Annotated in this window: 19 protein-coding genes; 10 read left to right on the top strand and 9 right to left on the bottom strand. The window is 69.4% G+C overall.

Features of this window, described 5'->3' with window-relative positions; genetic code table 11:
* The first annotated feature begins 15 nt into the window (after positions 1–15).
* The 3 genes from add (at position 16) to ACTJLD_RS14645 (ending at position 3,735) form a co-directional block, all read left to right on the top strand.
* Positions 16–1,116 (top strand): adenosine deaminase, encoded by a 1,101-nt coding sequence (add, locus tag ACTJLD_RS14655; protein ID WP_059697068.1) that lies wholly within the window; start codon positions 16–18, stop codon positions 1,114–1,116.
* A gap of 180 nt (positions 1,117–1,296) precedes the next feature.
* Positions 1,297–1,749 carry a hypothetical protein gene (locus ACTJLD_RS14650; RefSeq protein WP_226129438.1) on the top strand — a complete coding sequence of 151 codons (453 nt, stop codon included), beginning with the start codon at positions 1,297–1,299 and terminating at the stop codon, positions 1,747–1,749.
* Between the two features lie 57 nt (positions 1,750–1,806).
* Positions 1,807–3,735 carry a WG repeat-containing protein gene (locus tag ACTJLD_RS14645; RefSeq protein ID WP_440659120.1) on the top strand — a complete coding sequence of 643 codons (1,929 nt, stop codon included), beginning with the start codon at positions 1,807–1,809 and terminating at the stop codon, positions 3,733–3,735.
* 45 nt (positions 3,736–3,780) lie between these two features.
* On the opposite strand, the gene ACTJLD_RS14640 is transcribed toward ACTJLD_RS14645, so the two are convergent.
* Both ACTJLD_RS14640 and pdxR read right to left on the bottom strand, forming a co-directional pair.
* Complete coding sequence (locus ACTJLD_RS14640; protein ID WP_027790551.1) at positions 3,781–6,012, bottom strand: penicillin-binding protein 1A; 2,232 nt, start codon at positions 6,010–6,012, stop codon at positions 3,781–3,783.
* A gap of 97 nt (positions 6,013–6,109) precedes the next feature.
* Complete coding sequence (gene pdxR, locus ACTJLD_RS14635) at positions 6,110–7,645, bottom strand: MocR-like pyridoxine biosynthesis transcription factor PdxR (protein ID WP_440659118.1); 1,536 nt, start codon at positions 7,643–7,645, stop codon at positions 6,110–6,112.
* Positions 7,646–7,768: 123 nt separating this feature from the next.
* On the opposite strand from pdxR, the gene ACTJLD_RS14630 reads away from it, so the two are divergent.
* Complete coding sequence (locus ACTJLD_RS14630) at positions 7,769–8,407, top strand: FMN-binding negative transcriptional regulator (protein WP_091924469.1); 639 nt, start codon at positions 7,769–7,771, stop codon at positions 8,405–8,407.
* A gap of 82 nt (positions 8,408–8,489) precedes the next feature.
* Here ACTJLD_RS14630 and ACTJLD_RS14625 read toward each other — a convergent pair whose 3' ends face one another.
* Positions 8,490–9,071 carry a thioredoxin family protein gene (locus tag ACTJLD_RS14625; protein ID WP_027790553.1) on the bottom strand — a complete coding sequence of 194 codons (582 nt, stop codon included), beginning with the start codon at positions 9,069–9,071 and terminating at the stop codon, positions 8,490–8,492.
* Between the two features lie 234 nt (positions 9,072–9,305).
* On the opposite strand from ACTJLD_RS14625, the gene ACTJLD_RS14620 reads away from it, so the two are divergent.
* Together ACTJLD_RS14620 and ACTJLD_RS14615 are read left to right on the top strand one after the other, a co-directional pair.
* On the top strand, positions 9,306–10,046 hold the full coding sequence (locus ACTJLD_RS14620; protein WP_124919932.1) for a response regulator: 741 nt from the start codon (positions 9,306–9,308) through the stop codon (positions 10,044–10,046).
* On the top strand, positions 10,043–11,371 hold the full coding sequence (locus tag ACTJLD_RS14615) for an ATP-binding protein (protein ID WP_027790555.1): 1,329 nt from the start codon (positions 10,043–10,045) through the stop codon (positions 11,369–11,371). Before ACTJLD_RS14620 ends, ACTJLD_RS14615 begins: the two co-directional genes overlap by 4 nt.
* A gap of 282 nt (positions 11,372–11,653) precedes the next feature.
* On the opposite strand, the gene ACTJLD_RS14610 is transcribed toward ACTJLD_RS14615, so the two are convergent.
* The 4 genes from ACTJLD_RS14610 to ACTJLD_RS14595 form a co-directional block, all read right to left on the bottom strand.
* Positions 11,654–12,265: an alpha/beta fold hydrolase gene (locus ACTJLD_RS14610; protein ID WP_059697075.1), complete on the bottom strand. Its 612-nt coding sequence runs from the start codon at positions 12,263–12,265 to the stop codon at positions 11,654–11,656.
* Between the two features lie 53 nt (positions 12,266–12,318).
* Positions 12,319–13,053 carry a metallophosphoesterase family protein gene (locus tag ACTJLD_RS14605; protein ID WP_440659116.1) on the bottom strand — a complete coding sequence of 245 codons (735 nt, stop codon included), beginning with the start codon at positions 13,051–13,053 and terminating at the stop codon, positions 12,319–12,321.
* Between the two features lie 118 nt (positions 13,054–13,171).
* Positions 13,172–13,708: a GNAT family N-acetyltransferase gene (locus ACTJLD_RS14600; RefSeq protein WP_440659114.1), complete on the bottom strand. Its 537-nt coding sequence runs from the start codon at positions 13,706–13,708 to the stop codon at positions 13,172–13,174.
* A 12-nt stretch (positions 13,709–13,720) separates the two neighbouring features.
* Entirely contained in the window at positions 13,721–14,353 is a 633-nt protein-coding gene (locus ACTJLD_RS14595; RefSeq protein WP_021161182.1) for a LysE family translocator, read from the bottom strand.
* 305 nt (positions 14,354–14,658) lie between these two features.
* On the opposite strand from ACTJLD_RS14595, the gene ACTJLD_RS14590 reads away from it, so the two are divergent.
* From ACTJLD_RS14590 to ACTJLD_RS14575, 4 genes are all read left to right on the top strand, one after another.
* Positions 14,659–15,852 carry a porin gene (locus ACTJLD_RS14590; RefSeq protein ID WP_027790560.1) on the top strand — a complete coding sequence of 398 codons (1,194 nt, stop codon included), beginning with the start codon at positions 14,659–14,661 and terminating at the stop codon, positions 15,850–15,852.
* A 100-nt stretch (positions 15,853–15,952) separates the two neighbouring features.
* Positions 15,953–16,384 carry a GFA family protein gene (locus ACTJLD_RS14585; protein ID WP_176098490.1) on the top strand — a complete coding sequence of 144 codons (432 nt, stop codon included), beginning with the start codon at positions 15,953–15,955 and terminating at the stop codon, positions 16,382–16,384.
* 14 nt (positions 16,385–16,398) lie between these two features.
* Complete coding sequence (locus ACTJLD_RS14580) at positions 16,399–16,602, top strand: hypothetical protein (RefSeq protein ID WP_124546944.1); 204 nt, start codon at positions 16,399–16,401, stop codon at positions 16,600–16,602.
* A 239-nt stretch (positions 16,603–16,841) separates the two neighbouring features.
* Positions 16,842–18,764, top strand: coding sequence for an SMP-30/gluconolactonase/LRE family protein (locus tag ACTJLD_RS14575; RefSeq protein WP_440659112.1), 1,923 nt, complete (start codon positions 16,842–16,844; stop codon positions 18,762–18,764).
* 52 nt (positions 18,765–18,816) lie between these two features.
* Here ACTJLD_RS14575 and ACTJLD_RS14570 read toward each other — a convergent pair whose 3' ends face one another.
* A complete protein-coding gene (locus ACTJLD_RS14570; RefSeq protein ID WP_060170529.1) occupies positions 18,817–19,755 on the bottom strand; it encodes a c-type cytochrome in 939 nt (312 codons plus the stop codon).
* A complete protein-coding gene (locus ACTJLD_RS14565; protein ID WP_060359863.1) occupies positions 19,752–20,438 on the bottom strand; it encodes a c-type cytochrome in 687 nt (228 codons plus the stop codon). The genes ACTJLD_RS14570 and ACTJLD_RS14565 overlap by 4 nt, the downstream gene beginning before the upstream one ends.
* Positions 20,439–20,470: the final 32 nt, after the last annotated feature.

Here is a 20,470-nt window from a genome sequence, read left to right as displayed (position 1 = left end):
CAAAACGAGACTGCAATGAAGGCAACACCAGGTAACGTCCCGGCCGCGCGCACGGGCATCGAGATCACGCCGGCCCATCGGGCCTTCTTCCACGCGCTGCCGAAGGTCGAGCTGCATTGCCACCTGCTCGGCGCGGTGCGGCACGACACGTTCGTCGCGCTCGCGGAACGCAGCGGCGCGCCGATCGAGCGCGCGGAGATCGACGCGTTCTATGCGCGCGGCGAGAAGCCGGTCGGCGTGCTGCACGTGCTGCGCGCGCTCGACAAGTATCTGCTCACGCGGCCCGACGACCTGCGGCGCATCGCTTACGAGTATCTGGAGGATGCGGCCGCGCACAACGTGCGGCATGCGGAATATTTCTGGAATCCGACGGGCACGGTACGGGTGTCGGGGATCGCGTATGCGGACGCGCAGGCCGCGATCGTGACGGCGATCCGCGACGCCGCGCGCGACTTCGGAATCGGCGCGCGCCTGATCCCGAGCATCGACCGCGAGCAGGATCCGGACGAGGCTGTGGCGATCGTCGAATGGATGAAGGCGCATCGCGCGGACGAAGTGGCGGGGCTCGGGATCGACTATCGCGAGAACGACCGGCCGCCGGAGCTGTTCTGGAAGGCTTACCGCAATGCGCGCGCGGCCGGTTTCCGCACGACCGCGCATGCGGGCGAGTTCGGGATGCCGTGGCGCAACGTCGAGACGGCCGTGGATCTGCTGCAGGTCGATCGCGTCGATCACGGCTATACGATCGTCGACAACCCCGAGCTGTGTGCGCGCTACGCGGAGCGCGGGGTCGTCTTCACCGTCGTGCCGACGAATTCGTACTACCTGCGCACGCTGCCGCCGGAGCAATGGGCGGAACGGCATCCGATGCGCAAGATGCCGGGCCTCGGGCTGAAGATCCATCCGAACACCGACGATCCGACGCTGCACAAGGTCAACCCGTCGGAGGCGTGGGAGCTGATGTTCAGCCATTTCGGCTTTACGGTCGCCGATCTCAAGCAATTCATGCTGAACGGGATCGACGGCGCGTGGGTCGACGACGCGACGAAGGCCGCGTGGCGCGCGGCGTGGGCGCCGGAGTTCGACACGCTGGCCGCGACGCTCGCAGCCGGTTGAGCGCATTGCCTGCCACATCGGCCGGCCGGTACTTCGTTCAGGTGGAAAGGCAGCCTTGCGGGCTGGCGTACGTCGGTCGCGTTCGCTATATTGGCGTCCGGCGGCACCCGGTCGTGTCGCTGCCGCCGTGCGCGCCCGCGCCGGCATTCCGACAACTATTCGAATCCTGAGAGGCCCGCCGTGCGTATTCCTGTTTTCTGTCTGATGTTGTTCGTCTCGATGTCCGCGCGAGCCGGCAGTGCCTGCGACGGGCTGCTCGGCGATTACGCGCCGGCCGCCGGCAAACCGGCGACGCTGCGCGTCGAGAAAGTGGGCGGCAAGATCGTGCTGCGCGGGCGCGACGCCGGCCAATGGAGTGTCGAAACGGCACCGACGCAAGAGGCCGAGCTGGAAACCGACGGCCCTGACAAGGCGCCGCCGGGCGCCTGTGTGCTCGAGGTGCCGGGCGGCGAGCTGATCAAGATGCCGATCGGCTCGCCGTATCAGGTCACGTCGATCACGGGCAACAGCTTCACCACGAAGCATTCGACCACGGGCGTCCTGCTGCGCACGGTGCAGGGCTTCCAGGTCGACGGCACCGAGCTGTATCGGGTCGCGCGCCGCGGCGATTCGCCGCCGGCCGCGGCACGCTGACGGCGTGCGAGCCGACGTACCGCGATACACGACGACACGACGAGGGCGACCCTTCCGATGGGCAATCGAGCATGGCTTTATCTCCAGGCGGGTGACGGCGACGACGCGCGAACGATCGAGTTCGCGGAATCCAACAATCACTTTCCGCTGCTGTGGCGCGTGCTGCTGGCCGACGGCGGCGCGGGCGACGCGATAACGGATCAGCGCGTGTTCGGCGACGCCGGCACGCCGAACCTCGCCAGCGATGCACGCGCGGCGCATGCGCGACTCAGCCGGCTCGCGTCGTTCGTCGTCGCGTATCCGCTGCCCGGCGACGATCCGGCGCTCGCGCGCCAGTTCGATGCGCTCGTGCGTCACCTCGGCGAGTCGATCGATGCGTTCGGCGATGCGCATGGCGCACCGCGGCTGTCCGCGAATCTCGACGAACTGTCATGGCTCGACGGCGGCGATCCGGACGAATACATCCGCGAGGAGCGCGACAACTGCACGCGCCTGTGGTGGCGGGTCGCGAACTGCATGGATTTTCGCGACGTGCGCGGCGTGCGCGACGTGCTCGAGATCGATACGCCCGCCGACTGGCGCGACTGGGCGTGGGGCTTCGGGTTCGGCGGCGTGTCGCATCACTATTTCCAGCGACAGGAGCCGCCGCGCGGCGTGGCGTTTGCCGAGATGTTCGACGCCGGCGAAGTGCACGGCAACTGGCTCGGCTACGGCACGTTCAGCTTTCGCGCGCGCAACGGCCTGTGGGGCGTGCGGCGGGAAGTCGACGACGCGTGGCGCGTGATCGTGCCGCCCGCGTGGACGAACCTGTGGACGAGCGGCGCACGCGATCGCCGGTTGCTGTGGGCCGCGCGCGACGGGAAGGTCGGCCTGCTGTTCGCCGATGCCGATGCCGATGCCGATGGCGACGGCGACGGCGACGAGATGCGGATCGTGCGCGAACCGGCGTTCGACGCCGTGTGGGATTTCAGCGGCGACGTCGCGTGCGTGCGCGTCGGCGAGCGGTTCGGGCTCGTGGGCACGGACGGCACGTGGGTGCTCGAACCGTCGCTCGACGATTTCGGCGAATTCACCGGCGGGGTTGCGTCCGCGAGCCTGGACGGCCGCTGGGGCTTCGTCGACACGCACGGTGCGTGGGTGATTCCGCCGCGCTTCGACGATGCACACGAATTCGTGAACGGCGCCGTCGCGGCGGTATCCGAAGGCGAGCAGTGGGGGCTGATCGGGCGCGACGGGCAATGGCGCGCGCCGCCCGAGTGGGCCGCGCTCGAATGGTCGTCCGAATGCGGCGCCTTCCTCGCGTGGCGCAACGGCCATGTCGGCCTGGTCGATGCGAAAGGCCGGGGCGTCGTCGAGCCGCATTACGCGGAAATCGCCACGCTGACCGACGACGAACGGACGGACATGCTGTCCGAGCTTGGCGCGATCCGCCATGTCGTGCGGCGCGACGACGGGCGTTGCGCGATCGTCGACGGGCAGGGCCACGTGCTGACGCCGTTCGATTTCGTCAACATGGGGGCGCTGCCGTGGTTGCCCGATGACGAAGCCGTGCCGGGCGAACTGTTCACGCGTTACGCGATCGGCGTGCTGCCGGGCGAGCCGGCGAAGTTTGCGATCTGCGATCTCGAGACGGGCGCGACGGTCGTGCAGGGGCGCTACGACGACATGGCCGGCCTGTTCTGGGGCGCCGATCACGGCTGGCTGGCCTGCGTGCAGGACGAGAGCGGTGACGACGTGCGGGCGACGGTGTTTCGCGCGGACGGCACCGTGCTGCATCCGGCGCGTTACACGCGGATCGGCGACGACGCGCTGTTCGACGACGATCCCGACGCCGCTGCCGGGCACACGACGTTGATGCCGTGGTATGTCCGTCGTGTCGAGGTCGCGCAGAACTGGAGCATGGGCGAACCGGTCGCCGCGTTGCGCGACGACGGCGTACCGGTATGGCTGTACGCGGACGGGCACGCGACGACGACGCGGCGGTAGCCGGGCCGCTGTCGTCCATGCCGGCGTGGCGTGCCGGCACGACGATCAGCGGAAGAACCTCAGCCAGTCGAACAGGCCGGGGTGCGGACGCCGTTTCGGCGCCGGCGCCGGTGCGCTGCGCGGCCGGAAGTCGGGCGAGAACTGCGCACGCGGATCGATCGCACGCGTACGCAGTGCCGCATCGTAGAACGCCCCGACGATCGGCAACGCGCTGTGCGCGCCCGCGCCCCAGTAGTCGCTGCGCAGCGTCACGTTGCCGTCGTCGAAGCCGACCCACGCACCGGCTACCAGTTGCGGATGCATCAGGATGAACCAGCCGTCCGTGTTGTCCTGCGTCGTGCCGGTCTTGCCGGCGACGTCGACGCGGATCCCGTAGCGCGAACGGATGTCCTCGCCGGTCCCGTAATCGACGACGCCGCGCATCACGTCGACCAGCGTCTGCGCGGCGGCCACCGGCAACGCGCGTTCGGGCGGTGCGCTGTTGAATGCGGCGAGCACCTTGCCGTCGCGATCCTCGATGCGCGTGATCATCTGCGGCGCGACGTACACGCCCCGATTCGCGATCGTCCCGTAGGCGGACACCATTTCCTTCAGCGTGACGGGGCTCGTGCCGAGCGCGAGCGACGGCACCGCGTCGAGCGGGCTTTCGCGCACGCCCATCGCGCGCGCGAGCTGCGCGACCCTGGCCGCGCCTTCGCGCTGCATCACCTGCGCGGTGATGCGGTTGCGCGACAGCGCGAGCGCGTCGCGCAGCGTCATCGGTGCGTCGGTCGGCGGCTCGGCATCGGTCGGACGCCACACCGCGTGCGTGCCGATCGGGATCGCGACGGGGCGATCGACGAACGTGTCGCCCGGCCGCATGCCGTCCGCGAACGCGGCGCCATAGACGAACGGCTTGAACGTCGAACCCGGCTGGCGCCGTGCCTGCACCACGTGATCGAACGGCTCGCTGCCGAAGTCGGGGCTGCCGACCCATGCGCGAATCGCGCCGTTGCGCGGGTCGATCGCGACGAAGCCGGCCTGCACCTGCGTCTTGCGTTCGCACAACGCATGCATGAACGCGCGATTCGCGCCGAGCTGCTTCAGCGCGGCGACATCGGCGAGCCCAGCGGCGCGCGCGTCGCGATAGTCGGGCGTCTGCCGGATGAAGCCGCGGAACAGGTCGTTGCGCAGCCCGCAGCCGGACGGGCCGCGCCATGCGCTGTCGGCGACTGCCTGCAGGCGATCGGTTTGCTGCGTCAGCGCTTGCGTCGCCATGTCCTGCAGTTGCGCATCGAGTGTCGTGCGCACGACGAGGCCGTCCGAGTAGAGGTCGTAGTTGTTGCGGTCGGCCCAGGCGATCAGCCACTTGCGCAGCTGCACCGCGAAGTGCGGCGCCGGGCCCGGCTGAGCGGTCTGCGGCTCGAAGTCGACGCGCAGCGGCCGGCGCTGCAATTGCGCGAGCTGCCGCGGCGACAGCATGCCCATCGCCGCCATCCGCGCGAGCACGATGTTGCGGCGCTGGACCGCGCGTTCCGGATTCAGTACCGGGTTGTAGTAGCTGTTGCCCTTCAGCATCCCGACGAGCGTCGCGCTTTCGACGATGTCGAGCTGGTCGGCCGATTTGCCGAAGTAGGTACGCGCGGCCATCTCGACGCCGTACGCGTTGTACAGGAACGGCACGGTGTTCAGGTAGGTCTCGAGAATCTCGTCCTTGCTGTACACCGTCTCGATCTTGAACGCGGTGATCAGCTCCTTCACCTTGCGCGTGAGCGTCGGTGCGCGGCCGACTTCGTCCGGGTACAGGTTGCGCGCGAGTTGCTGCGTGATCGTCGAGCCGCCCTGGCGGCTGCCCGAGAACGTATGCAGCCCGGCCGCGAGCGTGCGGCGCCAGTCGATGCCGTGATGCGCGTAGAAGCGGTGGTCCTCGGTCGCGATCAGCGCGTTGACCATATGCGGCGAGATCTGCTTGAGCGGCACCCATTCACGGTTGACGGGCCGGAATTCGGCGATGACCTGGCCGTCGGCCGACAGCACGCGCGCGGGGCGGTCGATGCGGGCCTTGCGGATGTCGCCGATGCTCGGCGTGAACGGCACGAACGCGAGCAGCACCAGCAGGCCGACCAGCGGGATCGCGGCGAGCGTCAGCGCGACGCCGCGGCGCGTCGGATGGCGCAGGCGATGCCATGCGCCGGCGCACAGCGCGCGGATGCGCGCGCGGCTGGCGGCGGCCAGCGGTGCGACGCGGGCGCGGCAACGGAGCCACGCGTCTCGAAGAAGCGGCACGAAGCGGTTCAAGGCGGCAGGAGCGCGAATGAAGGAGGCGCGATCCTAGCAAACGACCCACGTGCGACGCCCGCTAAAACGGCCGTTTGCTTGCAGGATTTACAGACGATTACGTTTGTTGCCCGTCGACAACCTTTTGCGGCACCCGCCGCCGCGATTCCGCTGACGATACGACGTCCGCGAGCCGCTGCGCGGCCGCTTCCATCTGCGCGCGGCCGAACCCGCCGAAGCCCAGCACGAGCCCCGGGCGGGCCGTGCCCGGCGCGAACATCGGCGACACCGCGCGCACCGCCACGCCGGCTTGCGCGGCGCGCTCGACCACGTCGAGATCGTCGATGCCGTCCGCGAGCCACAGCACGACGTGCATCCCCTGATCGCCCGGCTGCACCCACGCGCGTTCGCGCGGCAGCCGTGCACCGAGCGTGTCGATCAGCAGCGCACGCTGCTCCGCATACACGCCGCGCACGCGGCGGATGTGACGGTCGAGATGGCCTTCCGCGATGAACGCGGCCAGCACGTGCTGGTCGGCGGTCGGCACATGGCGATCCATCAGTGCGCGCGCGCCGCAGAACGCGGGCACGAGATCGTGGGGGGCGATCACGTAGCCGAGCCGCAGCGACGGAAACAGGATCTTGCTGAACGTGCCGAGATAGATCACGCGATCGGGGTCGAGACCCTGCAGCGACGGGAACGGATAGCCTTCGTAGCGCAGCTCGCTGTCGTAGTCGTCCTCGACTACCCACGCGTGGCGTGCACGTGCCCACGCGAGCAGCGCGTTGCGCCGCGCCATGCTGAGCGGCATGCCGAGCGGATACTGGTGCGACGGCGTGACGAACGCGGCGCGCGCATCGGGCGCGAGGCGGATGCCGGCGTCGACGTCGAGGCCGTCGGCGTCGACCGGCACGCGCACCATCGCGTCGTGTCGCCCGGTGCTCTCGAGCAGCGCGGTGATGCCGCGATAGGCCGGGTTCTCGACCCAGGCGCGGTCGCCCGCGCCGAGCAGCAGCTGGCTCGCGAGGTGCAGCCCCTGCTGCGTGCCGCTCGTGATCACGACCTGGCCGGCCTCGCAGCGCACCGAGCGCGAACGGCGCACGTAGTCGGCGATCGCTTCGCGCAGCGGCAGCGCGCCTTGCGGATCGGCATAGCCGGACGGCGCGCCGGCGCCGCGCGCGCGCAGGCGGTTGCCGAGCCGGCGCCAGATGTCGTCGGGCGCGGTGAGGCCGATCGGCACCGAGATCGCGAACGGCATCGCCGGCAGCGGGCGGAATTCGCGGGCGATCCGCGCGAAGGCGGCGGCCGGCTCGGGCAGCCCGGCGTGGGCCGCGCGCCGTCGTGGCGCGGGCGGCGCGGGTTCGGGGCCGGGCGGCGGTTCCGCGAGCGCGTTCGCGACCCGCGTGCCCGCGCCGCCGCGCGATTCGAGAAAGCCTTCGGCGATGAGCTGCGCATACGCATCGACGACGGTGCCGCGGGCAACCTGCAGCGACGTGGCGAGCAGCCGCGTGGACGGGAGCGCGTCGCCCGGCCGGACGTCGCCGCGACGCACGGCTTCGCGCAGCGCCTGCGCGAGCTGGCGGCTCAGGTCGCCGGCCGCGCGGTCGAGCGCGCCGAGCGACGGGATTTCGACGATCCGGGTCGTTCTTGTCATGATTCTGGTCTGCTGAAATTGTTCCAAACCGGCTCTACAGCATAAACCAGTTTGAAGTCACAATCGGCGGGTGACGGGCTCGCGCCCGCGCCGTTTCCAACCCCGCATGACCGTGGAGCCGACATGTACGTCCCCGCCGAATTCAACGAGCCCGACCCCGACGCGATGCGCGAGCTGATCGTGCAGCATCCGTTCGGCAGCCTGATCACGCACGGCAGGAACGGACTCGACGCGAACCACATTCCGTTCGAACTGCTGCCCGACGACGGCGGGCTCGGCGAGCTGCACGCGCACGTCTCGCGCGCGAATCCGGTCTGGCAGGACGTCGCGAACGGCGACGAGGTGCTCGCGATCTTCCGCGCGGGCGACGCCTACATCTCGCCGACCTGGTATCCGAGCAAGCACGTGGCGCACCGGCAGGTGCCGACCTGGAACTACGTGGTCGTGCACGCGCACGGCCGCATCACGGTGCGCGACGACGAGAAGTTCGTGCGCGGCGTGGTCGCGCGGCTGACGCGCACGCACGAGGCGTCGCAGCCGGTGCCGTGGAAGATGGGCGACGCGCCGAAGGACTACATCGACAGGATGCTGGCGTCGATCGTCGGGCTGCAGATCGAGATCACGCGGCTCGTCGGCAAGCGCAAGCTCGGGCAGAACAAGGACGAAGCCGATATCCGCGGCGCGGGCGAAGCGCTGGTCGCGGAGGGCAGCCTCGCGATCGGGGAGGCGATGCTCGCGGCGGCCGACGCGAAACGCGCGTGACGCGCGTGACGCGCAAGCGGCGTGCACGCCGTGACCCCGGCGGCGCGCGCGGGCGCGTGCCACGCCCGCGCACCGGCGCCCGTCATTGCGTGCGCGTCGCGCCCTTCGTGCCTTCTCCCGCCTGCGCGAGCGCATCGCGAATCGCGGCCTCGGTCTTGTCGTACGCGCCTTCGCCATAGCGCGTATAGACGACCTTTCCGCTCGCGTCGATCAGGTACAGCGCGGGCCAGTACTGGTTGCCGTACGCGCGCCACGTGTCGTAGCGGTTGTCCTGCGCGACCGGGTACCGGATGCCGAAGCGCCTGATCGCATCGGCGACGTTGCCCGCGTCGCGCTCGAACGGATACTCGGGCGTATGCACGCCGACCACCACGAGCCCCTGGTCGCGATACTTGCGGTCCCATTCCTTCACGTACGGAATCGTATGAATGCAGTTGATGCACGAGTACGTCCAGAAATCGACGAGCACGACCTTGCCGCGCAACTGGCCGAGCGTCAGCGGCGCGCTGTTGTGCCAGCGGTCGATGCCCGTGAAATCCGGTGCCGCCGTCCCGGCCTGCGAGGCCGGCATGCTCGCATCGTCGCGGGTGCCGGCGAACGCGGCGAGCCCGGCCGTGGCGGCGAGGGCGATGACGAGGGCGGCGGTCTTGAGTCGGGGCAGCATGGCGTTCTCCTGAGCGGGAGGCCGCCGCTCGGAGGCGGCGGCCGGACGGGTTTCGACAGGCCCCATTAGGCGGCGCCGACGTATCTGCGATGTGTCCGGCAAGCCGCGCGTGTGCAATGTTGTGTGTCGTCACGGCGGCGCGATACATTGGGATACAAACGCGCGCCCGCCGTGCGGTATAAAAGCGGACATCGCCTGCCTCGACTCATCGATACCTCGATACCGAAACGACCCATGGACAAGATCGACCACGTGCTGATCGTCGACGACGATCGCGCGATCCGCGAACTGATCGCGGATTATCTGGAGAAGAACGGCATGCGCGTATCGCTGGCCGCGAACGGCCGCGAGATGCGCAACGTGCTGGACGACGGCGCGCCCGACCTGATCGTGCTCGACCTGATGATGCCGGGCGAGGACGGCCTCACGCTGTGCCGCGACCTGCGCGCGGGCAAGTTCCGCACGGTGCCCGTGCTGATGCTGACCGCGCGCGGCGAGGAAACCGACCGCATCATCGGCCTCGAGATGGGCGCCGACGACTACCTCGCCAAGCCGTTCGCGGTGCGCGAACTGCTCGCGCGGATCCGCTCGGTGCTGCGGCGCGCACGCATGCTGCCGCCCGGCATGCAGGTGACGGAAACGGCCGCGATGCTCGCGTTCGGCGAATGGCGTCTCGACACGACCGGACGCCACCTGCTCGATACCGACGGCACGCTGGTCGCGCTGAGCGGCGCCGAATACCGGCTGCTGCGCGTGTTCCTCGACAACCCGCAGCGCGTGCTGACGCGCGACCAGTTGCTCAATCTCACGCAGGGGCGGCAGTCCGACCCGTTCGACCGGTCGATCGACCTGCTCGTGAGCCGGCTGCGCCAGCGCCTGCGCGACGGCGCGCGCGAGCCGCGCTACATCAAGACGCTGCGCAACGAGGGCTACGTGTTCTCGTCGGCCGTGACCGCCGTCGACGGTGCGCCATGAGCGCGCGCACGTTGACGTCGTGGCACTGGCCGCGCTCGCTGTTCGCGCGGCTCGCGTTGATCCTGTGCGTGGGCCTCGCGCTCGCGCAGACGCTGTCGTTCTGGCTCACGGTGACCGAGCGCGACCAGGCGACCACCAACCTGATGATGGGCTACATCGAGCGCGAGGTCGCCAGCTCCGTCGCGCTGCTCGACCACCTGCCACCGGCCGAGCGGGCCGCCTGGCTGCCGCGCCTTGCGCGGCGCAGCTATGCGTTCATCCTCGGGCCCGGCGAGACCGGCACGCCGCCGGAAGCGCGGCTGTCGGCGCGCGTCGAGCGGTCGATTTCCGACGGCATCGGCGGCGACTACCCGCTGACCGCGAACGCGATCCCCGGTGACCGCGAACATCTGCAGGTGCATCTGCGCCTGACCGACGGGTCGCCGCTCACGATCGACATCCATCCGATGTCGACGGTGCCGCTGTCGGGCTGGCTGCCGGTTGTGCTCTTGCTGCAGCTCGCGGTGCTGGCCGCGTGCTGCTGGCTCGCGGTGCGGCTCGCGACGCGGCCGCTCAAGCAGCTCGCGCAGGCCGCCGATGCGCTCGGCCCCGACTTGAAGGGCGAGCGGCTGAACGAGGGCGGGCCGTCGGAAGTCGCGCGCGCCGCCCGGGCGTTCAACGCGATGCAGGACCGCATCGCGCAGTACATGGCCGAGCGTATGCAGATCCTCGCGTCGATCTCGCACGACCTGCAGACGCCGATCACGCGAATGCGCTTGCGGGTCGACGTGATGGACGACGACACGCAGGGCGCGAAGCTGCGCCAGGACCTGCTCGAGATGGAGCATCTGGTGAAGGAGGGCGTGGCGTATGCGCGGACGCTGCACGGCACCGAGGAGGCCGCGCGCCGCATCGATCTCGATGCGCTGCTCGACAGCATCGTGTGCGATTACACGGATGCGGGGCAGGACGTCGCGCTGCACAGCCGCGCGCCGCTCGCGCTCGTCACGCGGCCGAAGGCGCTGCGCCGCATCGTCGGCAACCTCGTCGACAACGCGCTGAAGTTCGCGGGCGCGGCCGAGATCGACGTGCACGCCGCGCCGGACGGCGGCGCGGTGATCGCCGTGCTCGACCGCGGGCCCGGCATTCCGGACGATCAGCTCGACGCGGTGTTCGAGCCGTTCCGGCGCGTGGAGACGTCGCGCAACCGGGAGACGGGCGGCACGGGGCTCGGCCTCGCGATCGCGCGGCAACTCGCGCTTGCGATGGGCGGCACGCTCACGCTGAACAACCGCGCGGACGGCGGCGGGCTGGAGGCGCGGCTCACGCTGCGCAATGCGGGGTGACGGGGGGCGGCGCGTGAGCCGCGGGGTTTCAGGTTCGTGCTGAAGCCGTAGCGGAAACTGACGCCGAAGCCGAAGCCGAAGCCGAAGCCGAAGCCGAAGCCGAAGCCGAAGCCGAAGCCGAAGCCGAAGCCGAAGCCGAAGCCGAAGCCGAAGCCGAAGCCGAAGCCGAAGCCGAAGCCGACGCCGAAGCCGAAGCCGAAGCCGACGCCGAAGCCGAAGCCGAAGCCGAAGCCGACGCCGAAGCCGAAGCCGACGCCGAAGCCGAAGCCGACGCGCGCGACATCACACGCGCCGCAGATGCGCATCGACGAGCGGCGCGAGCGTCGCCGCATGCACGGCCGCGAGATCGTGCCGGCCGCCCGGCACGACGTGCAGCTGCGCGTCGGGCAGCCGCTCGAGCAGGCGCCGGCCGGCCGCGACGGGGCTGAGCGGATCGTCGTCGCCCCACAGCAGCAGCGTCGGCTGCGCGATGCGGCCGATTTCCCGCGACAGGTCGGCACGGAACGTCAGGAACCAGTCGGGCAGCTGCGGGTTGGCTTGCGCGAACCCGGCCCGCCAGTCCTGCGCGCCGAGCCCTGCCATGTCGAGCCCGCCGGACGTGACCGTCAGTACGAGGTGCGTGACCAGGCCGGGCTTGTCGAGCGCCGCGCGCATCGCGATCACGCCGCCCATCGATTGCGCGATCACGGCGGTCGGCCGGTCGATCGTTTCCAGGACATGACGCACGAGGCTGTCGAAATCGTCGACGGCCGGATCGCGCGGCGTGTCGCCGAAACCCGGATAGCCGACGATCCGGCGCTCGGCCGGATGCGTCAGGCTGCCGGCGAGCGGTTGCCAGAAGGCGGTGCTGCCCGATGCGCCGGGCAGGAAGAGCAGTTGCGACGGAACGGGCATGGTGGCGCGGTTTTCCTGTGAATGAAGTAACAGCGTGCGGCGGGCGGCGCGTGTCAGCACCGGCCGGTGCGCAGCGCGACGGTCCAGTCGTCGCGCCCGCGCGATGCCGCGGTGGCGGCCGCCGTGTGCCAGTCGTATTCGACCGCATGAAATTCGACGTTCCAGCCGGCCGCCGTGCGCGACACCATCGCGTAGCGCGCATGCGGCGAACCCGTCTCGATGCGGTGCGGGTGCGGCAGGTCGTCCGCGTACGCCTGCAGCCCGACGCTGCCCGGGTTGACGACCAGCCGGCCGTCGTCGAGTCTGGCCGTACGCGGGATGTGCGTGTGGCCACACAGGATCAGCGATGCCGGTTCGTCGCCCGCGCGTTGCGCGATTTCCGCGGGCGTCGCCGCGCGGCAGCCGTCGGGCGTGACGGTTTCGAGGAAATAGGCGAGGTCGCTGCCGGGCGTGCCGTGCACCATCAACACGTCGCCGTCGAGCATCGCGCGCTCGGGCAGCGCGGCGATCCATTCGAGATGGTCGGCGCGCAGCGTGTCGTGCGCCCAGCGATCCGACAGCCGCATCGACTCGCGATCGCCGTCGAGCATTTGCCGTTCGTGATTGCCCCTGATGGTCGGCAGGTCGAGCGCGATCAGGCGGTCGGCCGTTTCGGGCGGATGGAGCGCCCCCGACAGGATGTCGCCGAGGTTGACGATCACGTCGGCGCCGCGGCGGCGGACGTCGTCGAGCACCGCGTCGAGCGCGGCGAGGTTGCCGTGGATGTCGGACAGCGCGGCGATTTTCATGGCGGATCGTCGGGGAAGGGAACGGCGATTGTCGCCAATTCGGCGCAGGCCGTCCAATGGCAGGCACGTGCGATTCCGCAGGCCGTGAGCGGTTTGGCGTGAAGCCGCGGGTGGCGCGTCAGTCGGTCGCGAGGCGTGCGTACATCGCGAAATCGCCCGGTGTGCCGCGCACCATCCTGTACGCGCGCAACAGCCCTTCGTAGCGGTAGCCGCACTTCTGCAGCACGCGCGCGGAGCCCGCGTTGCCGGTCAGCACCACGCCCTGCATGCGCATGAAGCCGCCGTCCGCGAAGGCCCACGCGGTGACGGCCGCGCACAGCGCGCTCGCGACCCCGCGCCCCCAGTGCGACGGCGCGAGATCGTATGCGATCTCGGCCGAGCGGTTCACGGTGGAGACGGTATGCAGGCCGATCGTCCCGGCGAGCGCGCCCGATGCGTCGTCGATCACGGCGAGACGCCGGACCGAATCGGGGTCGGTCGATTCGATGGTGTCGAACAGCGGCAGCAGATCGTCGGGCGAGCGCAGGTTCCAGCTCGTGTGGCGGAAGACGTCGGGCATCGACAGGTACGCATACCACGCGTCGAGGTCGGCGCGTTCGAGCTGGCGGAGCGACAGGCCCGGAAAGCCGGAGCGGGGCGGTGCGGCGATTTTCATCGGTGTCCGCCCCTACGCCGCATGACGCCGGTACAGCGCCAGCGACCCGGCGAGCGCGAGCAGCATCGCGCCGCACGTGCGTTCGAGCCACAGCGCGCCCGCGCGCTTCAGCAGCCGCACCGCGCGTGCGCCGAGCAGCGCGTAGCCGAACATCACCGCGCCGTCGAGCAGCGCGAAGGTGACCGCGAGCGCGACGTATTGCGGCGCGAGCGGCGCGGACGGATCGAGGAACTGCGGCAGGAACGCGGAGAAGAACAGGTAGCCCTTCGGGTTCGTCACCGCCGTGAGGAAACTCTTCGCGAAGATCGACGCGTTGCGCCCGGATACCGCTTCACCGTGCGCGGCGGCGACGTCGAGCGAACCCTTCGACATCAGCAGCCGGATGCCGACGTACGCGAGGTAAGCGGCGCCGAGCCACTTCACGACCGAGAACCAGAACGCCGACGCCATCAGCAGCGCGCCGAGGCCGAGCGCGACCGCGACGATCAGCACGAAATCGGACAGCATCGCGCCCGCGAAGCCGTAGGCCGCGCGTCGCACGCCGTAGCGCGAGCCGTTGGTCAGCGCGAGCAGCACGGTCGGGCCGGGTGTCGCGATGCCGACGAAGGCGACGGCGGCGAAGACCAGCAGGGTCGTTTCATGCATGACGGAACTCCCGAGGGAAGGGGCGCGCTCGATTATCGGCTGCGCCCGCCCGGGCTGTACAGGGACGGCGCGCCGCGCACACGGCCGCCCGGTCGACTATCTCGATTTTGGCAATAAACATTTTTCATTATTCCGCTTCAGATTGAAACCGGTTCCATCTACCATGGCGGCCGCAGCGGGCATGCCCGCCGCGTTGTCGCGCGCGGACGATGCCGGCCTCGCACCGCCGGCGGATCTCGCCGCCCGCGCGCTACTCGCAACTGACAGCCAGAACAACGGGTTCACCGCCCGGAGACACGACAATCATGAACAAGCAACTGATCGCAGCCCCGCTGCTGCTCTCGCTCGCGGGCGTCGCCGCCGCGCAAAGCTCCGTCACGCTGTACGGCATCGTCGACGCGGGCGTGACCTATCGCAGCAACGAACGGGTCGGCTCCGCGGGCGCGTACACCGGCCATTCGAACGTCGGGCTCACGACCGGCAACCTGTCCGGCAGCCGCTGGGGCATCAAGGGTTCCGAGGATCTGGGCGGCGGGATGCGCGCGCTGTTCGTCCTCGAGAACGGCTTCGACATCACGAACGGCACGTCGGGCCAGGGCGGCCGCCAGTTCGGCCGCCAGGCGTTCGTCGGCCTCGGCAGCGACCGCTACGGCACGGTCACGCTCGGCCGCCAGTACACGTCGCTCGACGACTTCGTGAGCCCGGTCGGCCCGTCTTCGTTCATCGGCGGCTTCGGCGCGCACCCGGGCGATATCGACGACCTCGACCAGACGGCGCGCGTCAACAGCTCGATCAAGTACACGAGCGCCAACTACTCGGGCTTCACGTTCGGCGCGCTGTACGGTTTCGGCAGCCAGCCGGGCAGCATGAAGCAGCGCAACACGTGGAGCGTCGGCGCGGCGTACGCGGCGGGCCCGCTGCGCGTCGGCGTCGGCTACGAGCGATCGGACAACAGCAAGACGGGCGCGACCGACCCGACGGCCGGCAAGTGGCAGAGCACCGACGACGGGCTGTTCAACTCGTCGATCAACGAAGGCTATGCGAGCGCGCAGTCGCAGCAGATCATCGCGACCGGCGCGACCTACGATTTCGGCCCGGCCGTCGTCGGGGTGAACTACAGCAACGTGCAGTACCGCAGCGGCGACCAGTCGCGGTTCACGGGCCACGCGACGTTCAACGTCGCGGGCGTGTTCACGCGCTGGAACGTGCGCCCGCAGACGCAACTGTTCGCGGGCTACAGCTACACGCGCGGCAGCGATGTCGATGGCGTGGACGACCGCGCGCAGTATCACAACGTCACGCTCGGCGCCACCTACGACCTGTCGAAGCGCACCAGCGTGTATCTGCTCGGCGCGTACCAGCACGCATCGGGCATGACGCTCGACGCGCTCGGCCGGCCGGTGGCCGCGACCGCGTCGGTGTCCGACAAGGCGAACGGCCACTCGTCCGATTCGCGGTCGCAGGCCATCGTCAGCCTCGGCCTGCGCCAGAAGTTCTGACGCGCCGCGATCGTTGTGCCCGCAACGTTGCCCGCAGCCGATGCGGGCGACGTTGCAGGCATGCCCCTATACTGTCGCCTCCGTTTTTCGAGGAGACGACATGACCCGAACGCATTCCGCGAGTTGCCTGTGCGGAACCGTCACCGTGACGTTGCGCGGCGAGCCGGCGGCGCGCGCGAACTGCCATTGCGCGACCTGCCGCGATTTCTACGGCACGCCGGTGCTGTCCGCGACCGCGTGGCCGCCGGAGCAGGTGGCCGTCGAGGGCGACCATGCGACGTTCCCGCATCCGGCGAAGTCGATGTCGCGCACGTATTGCGCGTCCTGCGGCGAGATCGTGTGCGGCACCAACCGGTTCGGCATGCGCGTCGTACCGAACAGCCTGGCCGCGCGTGCGCACGGCGGGCAACTGCCCGGGGACCTGCAGCCGACGATGCACCTGTTCTACCGGCACCGCGTGATCGACGTCGTGGACGCGCTGCCGAAATTCCTCGACGGCTGGGACGGCCCGACCCTCGACGACGCGAACTGAACGATCGCGGCTGCGTGCCGGCATGGCCGGCGCGCGGTTCTCTCCGCCGTATCCCGCTTTCTCCTTCCTTCCTCCCGCCGCATGCCGCCGCGCTGAATCGCACCGACGCGATCGAGCCGGACAATATTTTTTCCCTTTCATTTCAATTTCGATTTGTAATCATCGAACCCATTTCCGGGGGAATGAAAAAGGCAATGCGGGTAATTCAGAAAAAATGACGTATTTGCATTGAACAATCCGGAAGAAAATGCCGGGGAAAAGCGCCGAAACCGTGCGGCCCGCAAGCCGTTGCGGCGTGATGGGCGGGTTTGACCATCGTTGAAGGAAAAGCGCCGGACGGCAAAAAGAATGGCGTGAATAATTCGGGATGAAGGCGAATGCGCTTTAGCCGGAATCACCAATATTTCATGCGCCGCGATTTACAGTGTCGACAATTGAACGTTCGGGAGCATTATTCATGTCAATGAAACAAATTCGGGCGGCATTGCTGGGAATGTGCATGGCGATGCTGGCGCCGGCGAGTCACGCGCAGGTGTCGTACTCGACCGACTGGCTCGCGAACACGTACGGCACGCTGGCCCAGCACGTGGGCAACGCCGCGCGCTCGATGTGGGTCGCCCCCGAGGGCGTGATCTACACGGCGTCGCGCTGGGACGAGAACGCGGGCGGTGTCGCGCTCTACCAGAACGGCCAGCCGATGGGCACGATCGGCATCCACGACGAATTCCAGGGTGGCGCGATCACCGGCAACGCGACGTCGATCTTCGTCGCGCTCGGCTACAACCGCAACTTCGGCAGCGGCTCGGTGGGCCGCTACAACCGCGGCACGAACCAGCGCGACCTGCGCATCCCGGTCAGCACGTGGACGGGCCTGCCGAATCCGGACGTGATCACCGGCCTCGCGACCGCCGGCAACCTGCTGTATGCGAGCGATTTCTACGGCAACCGCGTGCGCGTCTATACGACCGACGGTGTCTGGCAGCGCGACATCGGCGTGACCGGGCCCGGTGCGCTGGCGCTCGATGCGGCGGGCAACCTGTGGGTGGCGCGCATGAGCGCGGGCGTGGTCGCGCAGTACAGCGCGACCGGCACGCTGATGAACACGATCCAGATGGCGGCCGGCGCACGGCCGTCGGCGCTGTATTTCGACGCGTCGACGGGGCAGTTGCTGGTGGGCGACCAGGGCCCGGACATGAACATCAAGCTCTACAGCCTCGCCGGTTCGCCGCAGCAGGTCGGCACGTTCGGCGTGCAGGGCGGTTATCTCGACACGACATCGGGCATCAAGGGGCAGGTCGGCGACAAGCGCTTCACGCGCGTGGTCGGCATCGGCAAGGATGCCGGCGGCAACCTGTACGTGCTCAACAATGCGTGGGGCGGGGGCTGGGATCTCGGGCGCAACGGCAGCACCGACCTGCATTCATACGGCCCGACGGGCGCGCTGCAATGGAAGCTGCAGGCGCTGAACTTCGAGGCGATCGCCGCGCCCGACCCGGCGACCGACGGCGCGTTCTTCTATAGCGGCAACAACGTGTACACGGGCTCGGCGGGCGGCACGTTCGTCGCGAACACGGTCGATCCGTTCAGCTACCCGAAGGACCCGCGCCTCGACATGAACGACTACCAGCGCGGCCAGCACTTCGGCCAGCTCGTGACGGTCGGCGGCAACCGGATCCTCGTCGCGTCGGGCCAGAACCCCGGCAACTTCAACTTCTACTACTTCACGCCGGCGACCGGCTATATCGCGAATCCGGCCGGCTCGCTGCCGGGCAAGCCGTTCAACACGACGATGCAGGTCACGGCCGGTTTCGACATCGACGGCAACGGCGACGTGTGGGCCGGGTTGAACGGCTCCAACGTGATTACCCGCTACCCGATGACGGGTTTCGACGCGACCGGCAAGCCGTCGTGGGGCAAGCCGACGACGACGGCCGTGCCGGGCACCGTGGCGCCGGTCACGCGCATCATCTACCAGGCGGACAGCGACACGATGATCCTCGCGCAGGGCCTCGCGGGCAACTGGGACTGGACCGCGATGAACGGGCATATCGAGGTCTATCACGGCTGGAAGAACGGCAACACGAGCGCGCCGAACCCGGTGATCAACCTGACGAGCGCGAACCCGAAATCGATCGCGGCGGCCGGCCACTACCTGTTCGTCGGCTACGTGCACACGGTGCCGAACGTCGACGTGTTCGATCTCAATACGGGCGCCCTCGTCACGACGCTGACCAACTCGAACACGTCGGCGATGGATGTCGGCAACGACGTCGACTCGATGTACGGGATCCGCGCGTACCTGCGCTCGACCGGCGAATACGTGATCACGAAGGACAACTACAACGGCACCAGCATGATCGTGTATCGCTGGCGTCCGTGAACGCGCGGGCGGAGCAGGCCGCGCGGTCTGCACGGCCGGCTCGGCGCCCGCGTCACGGCGCGCCGAGCACGCGGCCGTTCACGCTGAGCCCGTACATCGAATCGGGCGAATCGTGGAATTTCGCGCGCGTGTCGTGCACCGAGCCCGTGAAGCGCGGGTCCTGCGGACGTTCGTGGCTGTCCATGAAGGTCGCGACGTCCCACGCTTCCTGATCGGTCAGCGTGCCGCCGAGCCCGAGCGGCATGTTGGCCTTGATGAAGCCGGCCGCATTGCGGATGTCGCCCATCCCCGCGCCCCAGTTGAACGAACGCGCGCCCCACAGCGCCGGGAAGACCGCCTTGCCGCCGCTCGACTGCCCCTGGCCGTCCGCACCGTGGCACAGCGCGCAGTGCTGCGTGTAGACGGCGGCGCCGCGCGCATAGTCGGCCTTCTGCGCGGGCGGCGGCAGTTTCAGGAACCCCTGCCCCGGCAGCTTCGTGCCGACCGGCGCGCCCTTCGCGAGCCAGTACGAATAGGTTTCAAGCGCGACGAGAATCGGGTCGCCGGCTGGCGGCGCCTTGCCGTTCATGCTGTAGCGGAAGCATCCCTGCAGGCGCTCGGCGAACGTGTTCACGTGGCCGTTCTTGCTGCGGTACGCCGGATACAGCAGGTACGCAGCCCACATCGGGCTCGAATCGGGCCGCCGGCCCGCGTCGAGGTGGCAGCTCGCGCAGGTCAGCTTGTTGCCGACGTACTTGCCCGCGAACTCGGGCGTGTGCAAAAAGATCTGCTCGCCGAGCTTCACGGTCTTGCCGAACTCGTCGGCGGGGATCGCGGATTCGGCGGGCGGCGCGAACGGCCTGGCTGCCGCCGCAACGGCGGAAGGCGCGGATGCGGAAGCGTTGGCCGGTGGTGCATCCTGCGGTGCGGCCGCGAACGCGAGCGCGGGCAACCAGGCCGCGCCGAGCAATGCCGTGCGGGTGCGGCGGATCAGCGTCGTGCGGTCGATCATCGCTTGTCTCCCTGCGCGGCGCCGCCGCGTGCGTAGTAGGCGGCCACTGCGTCGATGTCGGCGTCGGACAGCTTGCCGGCGATCGCCGGCATCAGCGCCATCGGCCCGGGCGGGCGCGTGCCGTGTTTCCAGCCGTTCAACTGGCCGGCGATATAGGCGGCGGGCTGGCCCGCGAGCGGCGGAAACGCGCTGCCCACGCCGAGGCCGCCGGGGCCGTGACACTGGGCGCATGCGGGCAGGCCTTGCGACCAGCGTCCGCGCGTCGCGAGCCACGCGCCGGTGTTCGCCGGATAGATCGACGTGTCGTCGGCGGCGACGATGCCGGCCGGCGCGGGCAGGCTCGCGAAGTACGCGGATACCGCATCGCGCTCATGCGGCGTCAGCAGTTTCGAGAGCGGCTGCATGACGGGATTCTGGCGGCTGCCGTCCGCGAACGCGGCAAGCTGCGCGGACAGATACGCGGCGCTCGTGCCCGCGAGGCGCGGGAAGCCGGCCGCCGCGTTGCCTTCGCCCTGGCCGCCGTGGCAGCCGATGCAGGCGGCGACGCCCGTCGTCGAACCCTGTGTCGCGAGCGTCTTGCCGAGCGTCGCGTCGTCCGCGCGCGCGTGGCCGGCCAGCAGCGTCGCCGCGGCGAGCAGCAGCGGCGCGAACCGGCGTCGCGGTGTATGCACCGTATCGTTCACGTGTCCCCTCCTTGTTGTAGGCCGCGAGCGCG

The organism is Burkholderia sp. 22088 (genome assembly GCF_052045915.1).
Taxonomy (GTDB): Bacteria; Pseudomonadota; Gammaproteobacteria; order Burkholderiales; family Burkholderiaceae; genus Burkholderia; species Burkholderia cepacia.
Note: the sequence above shows the minus strand (reverse complement) of the source record. Positions and strands in the feature narration are given on the sequence as shown.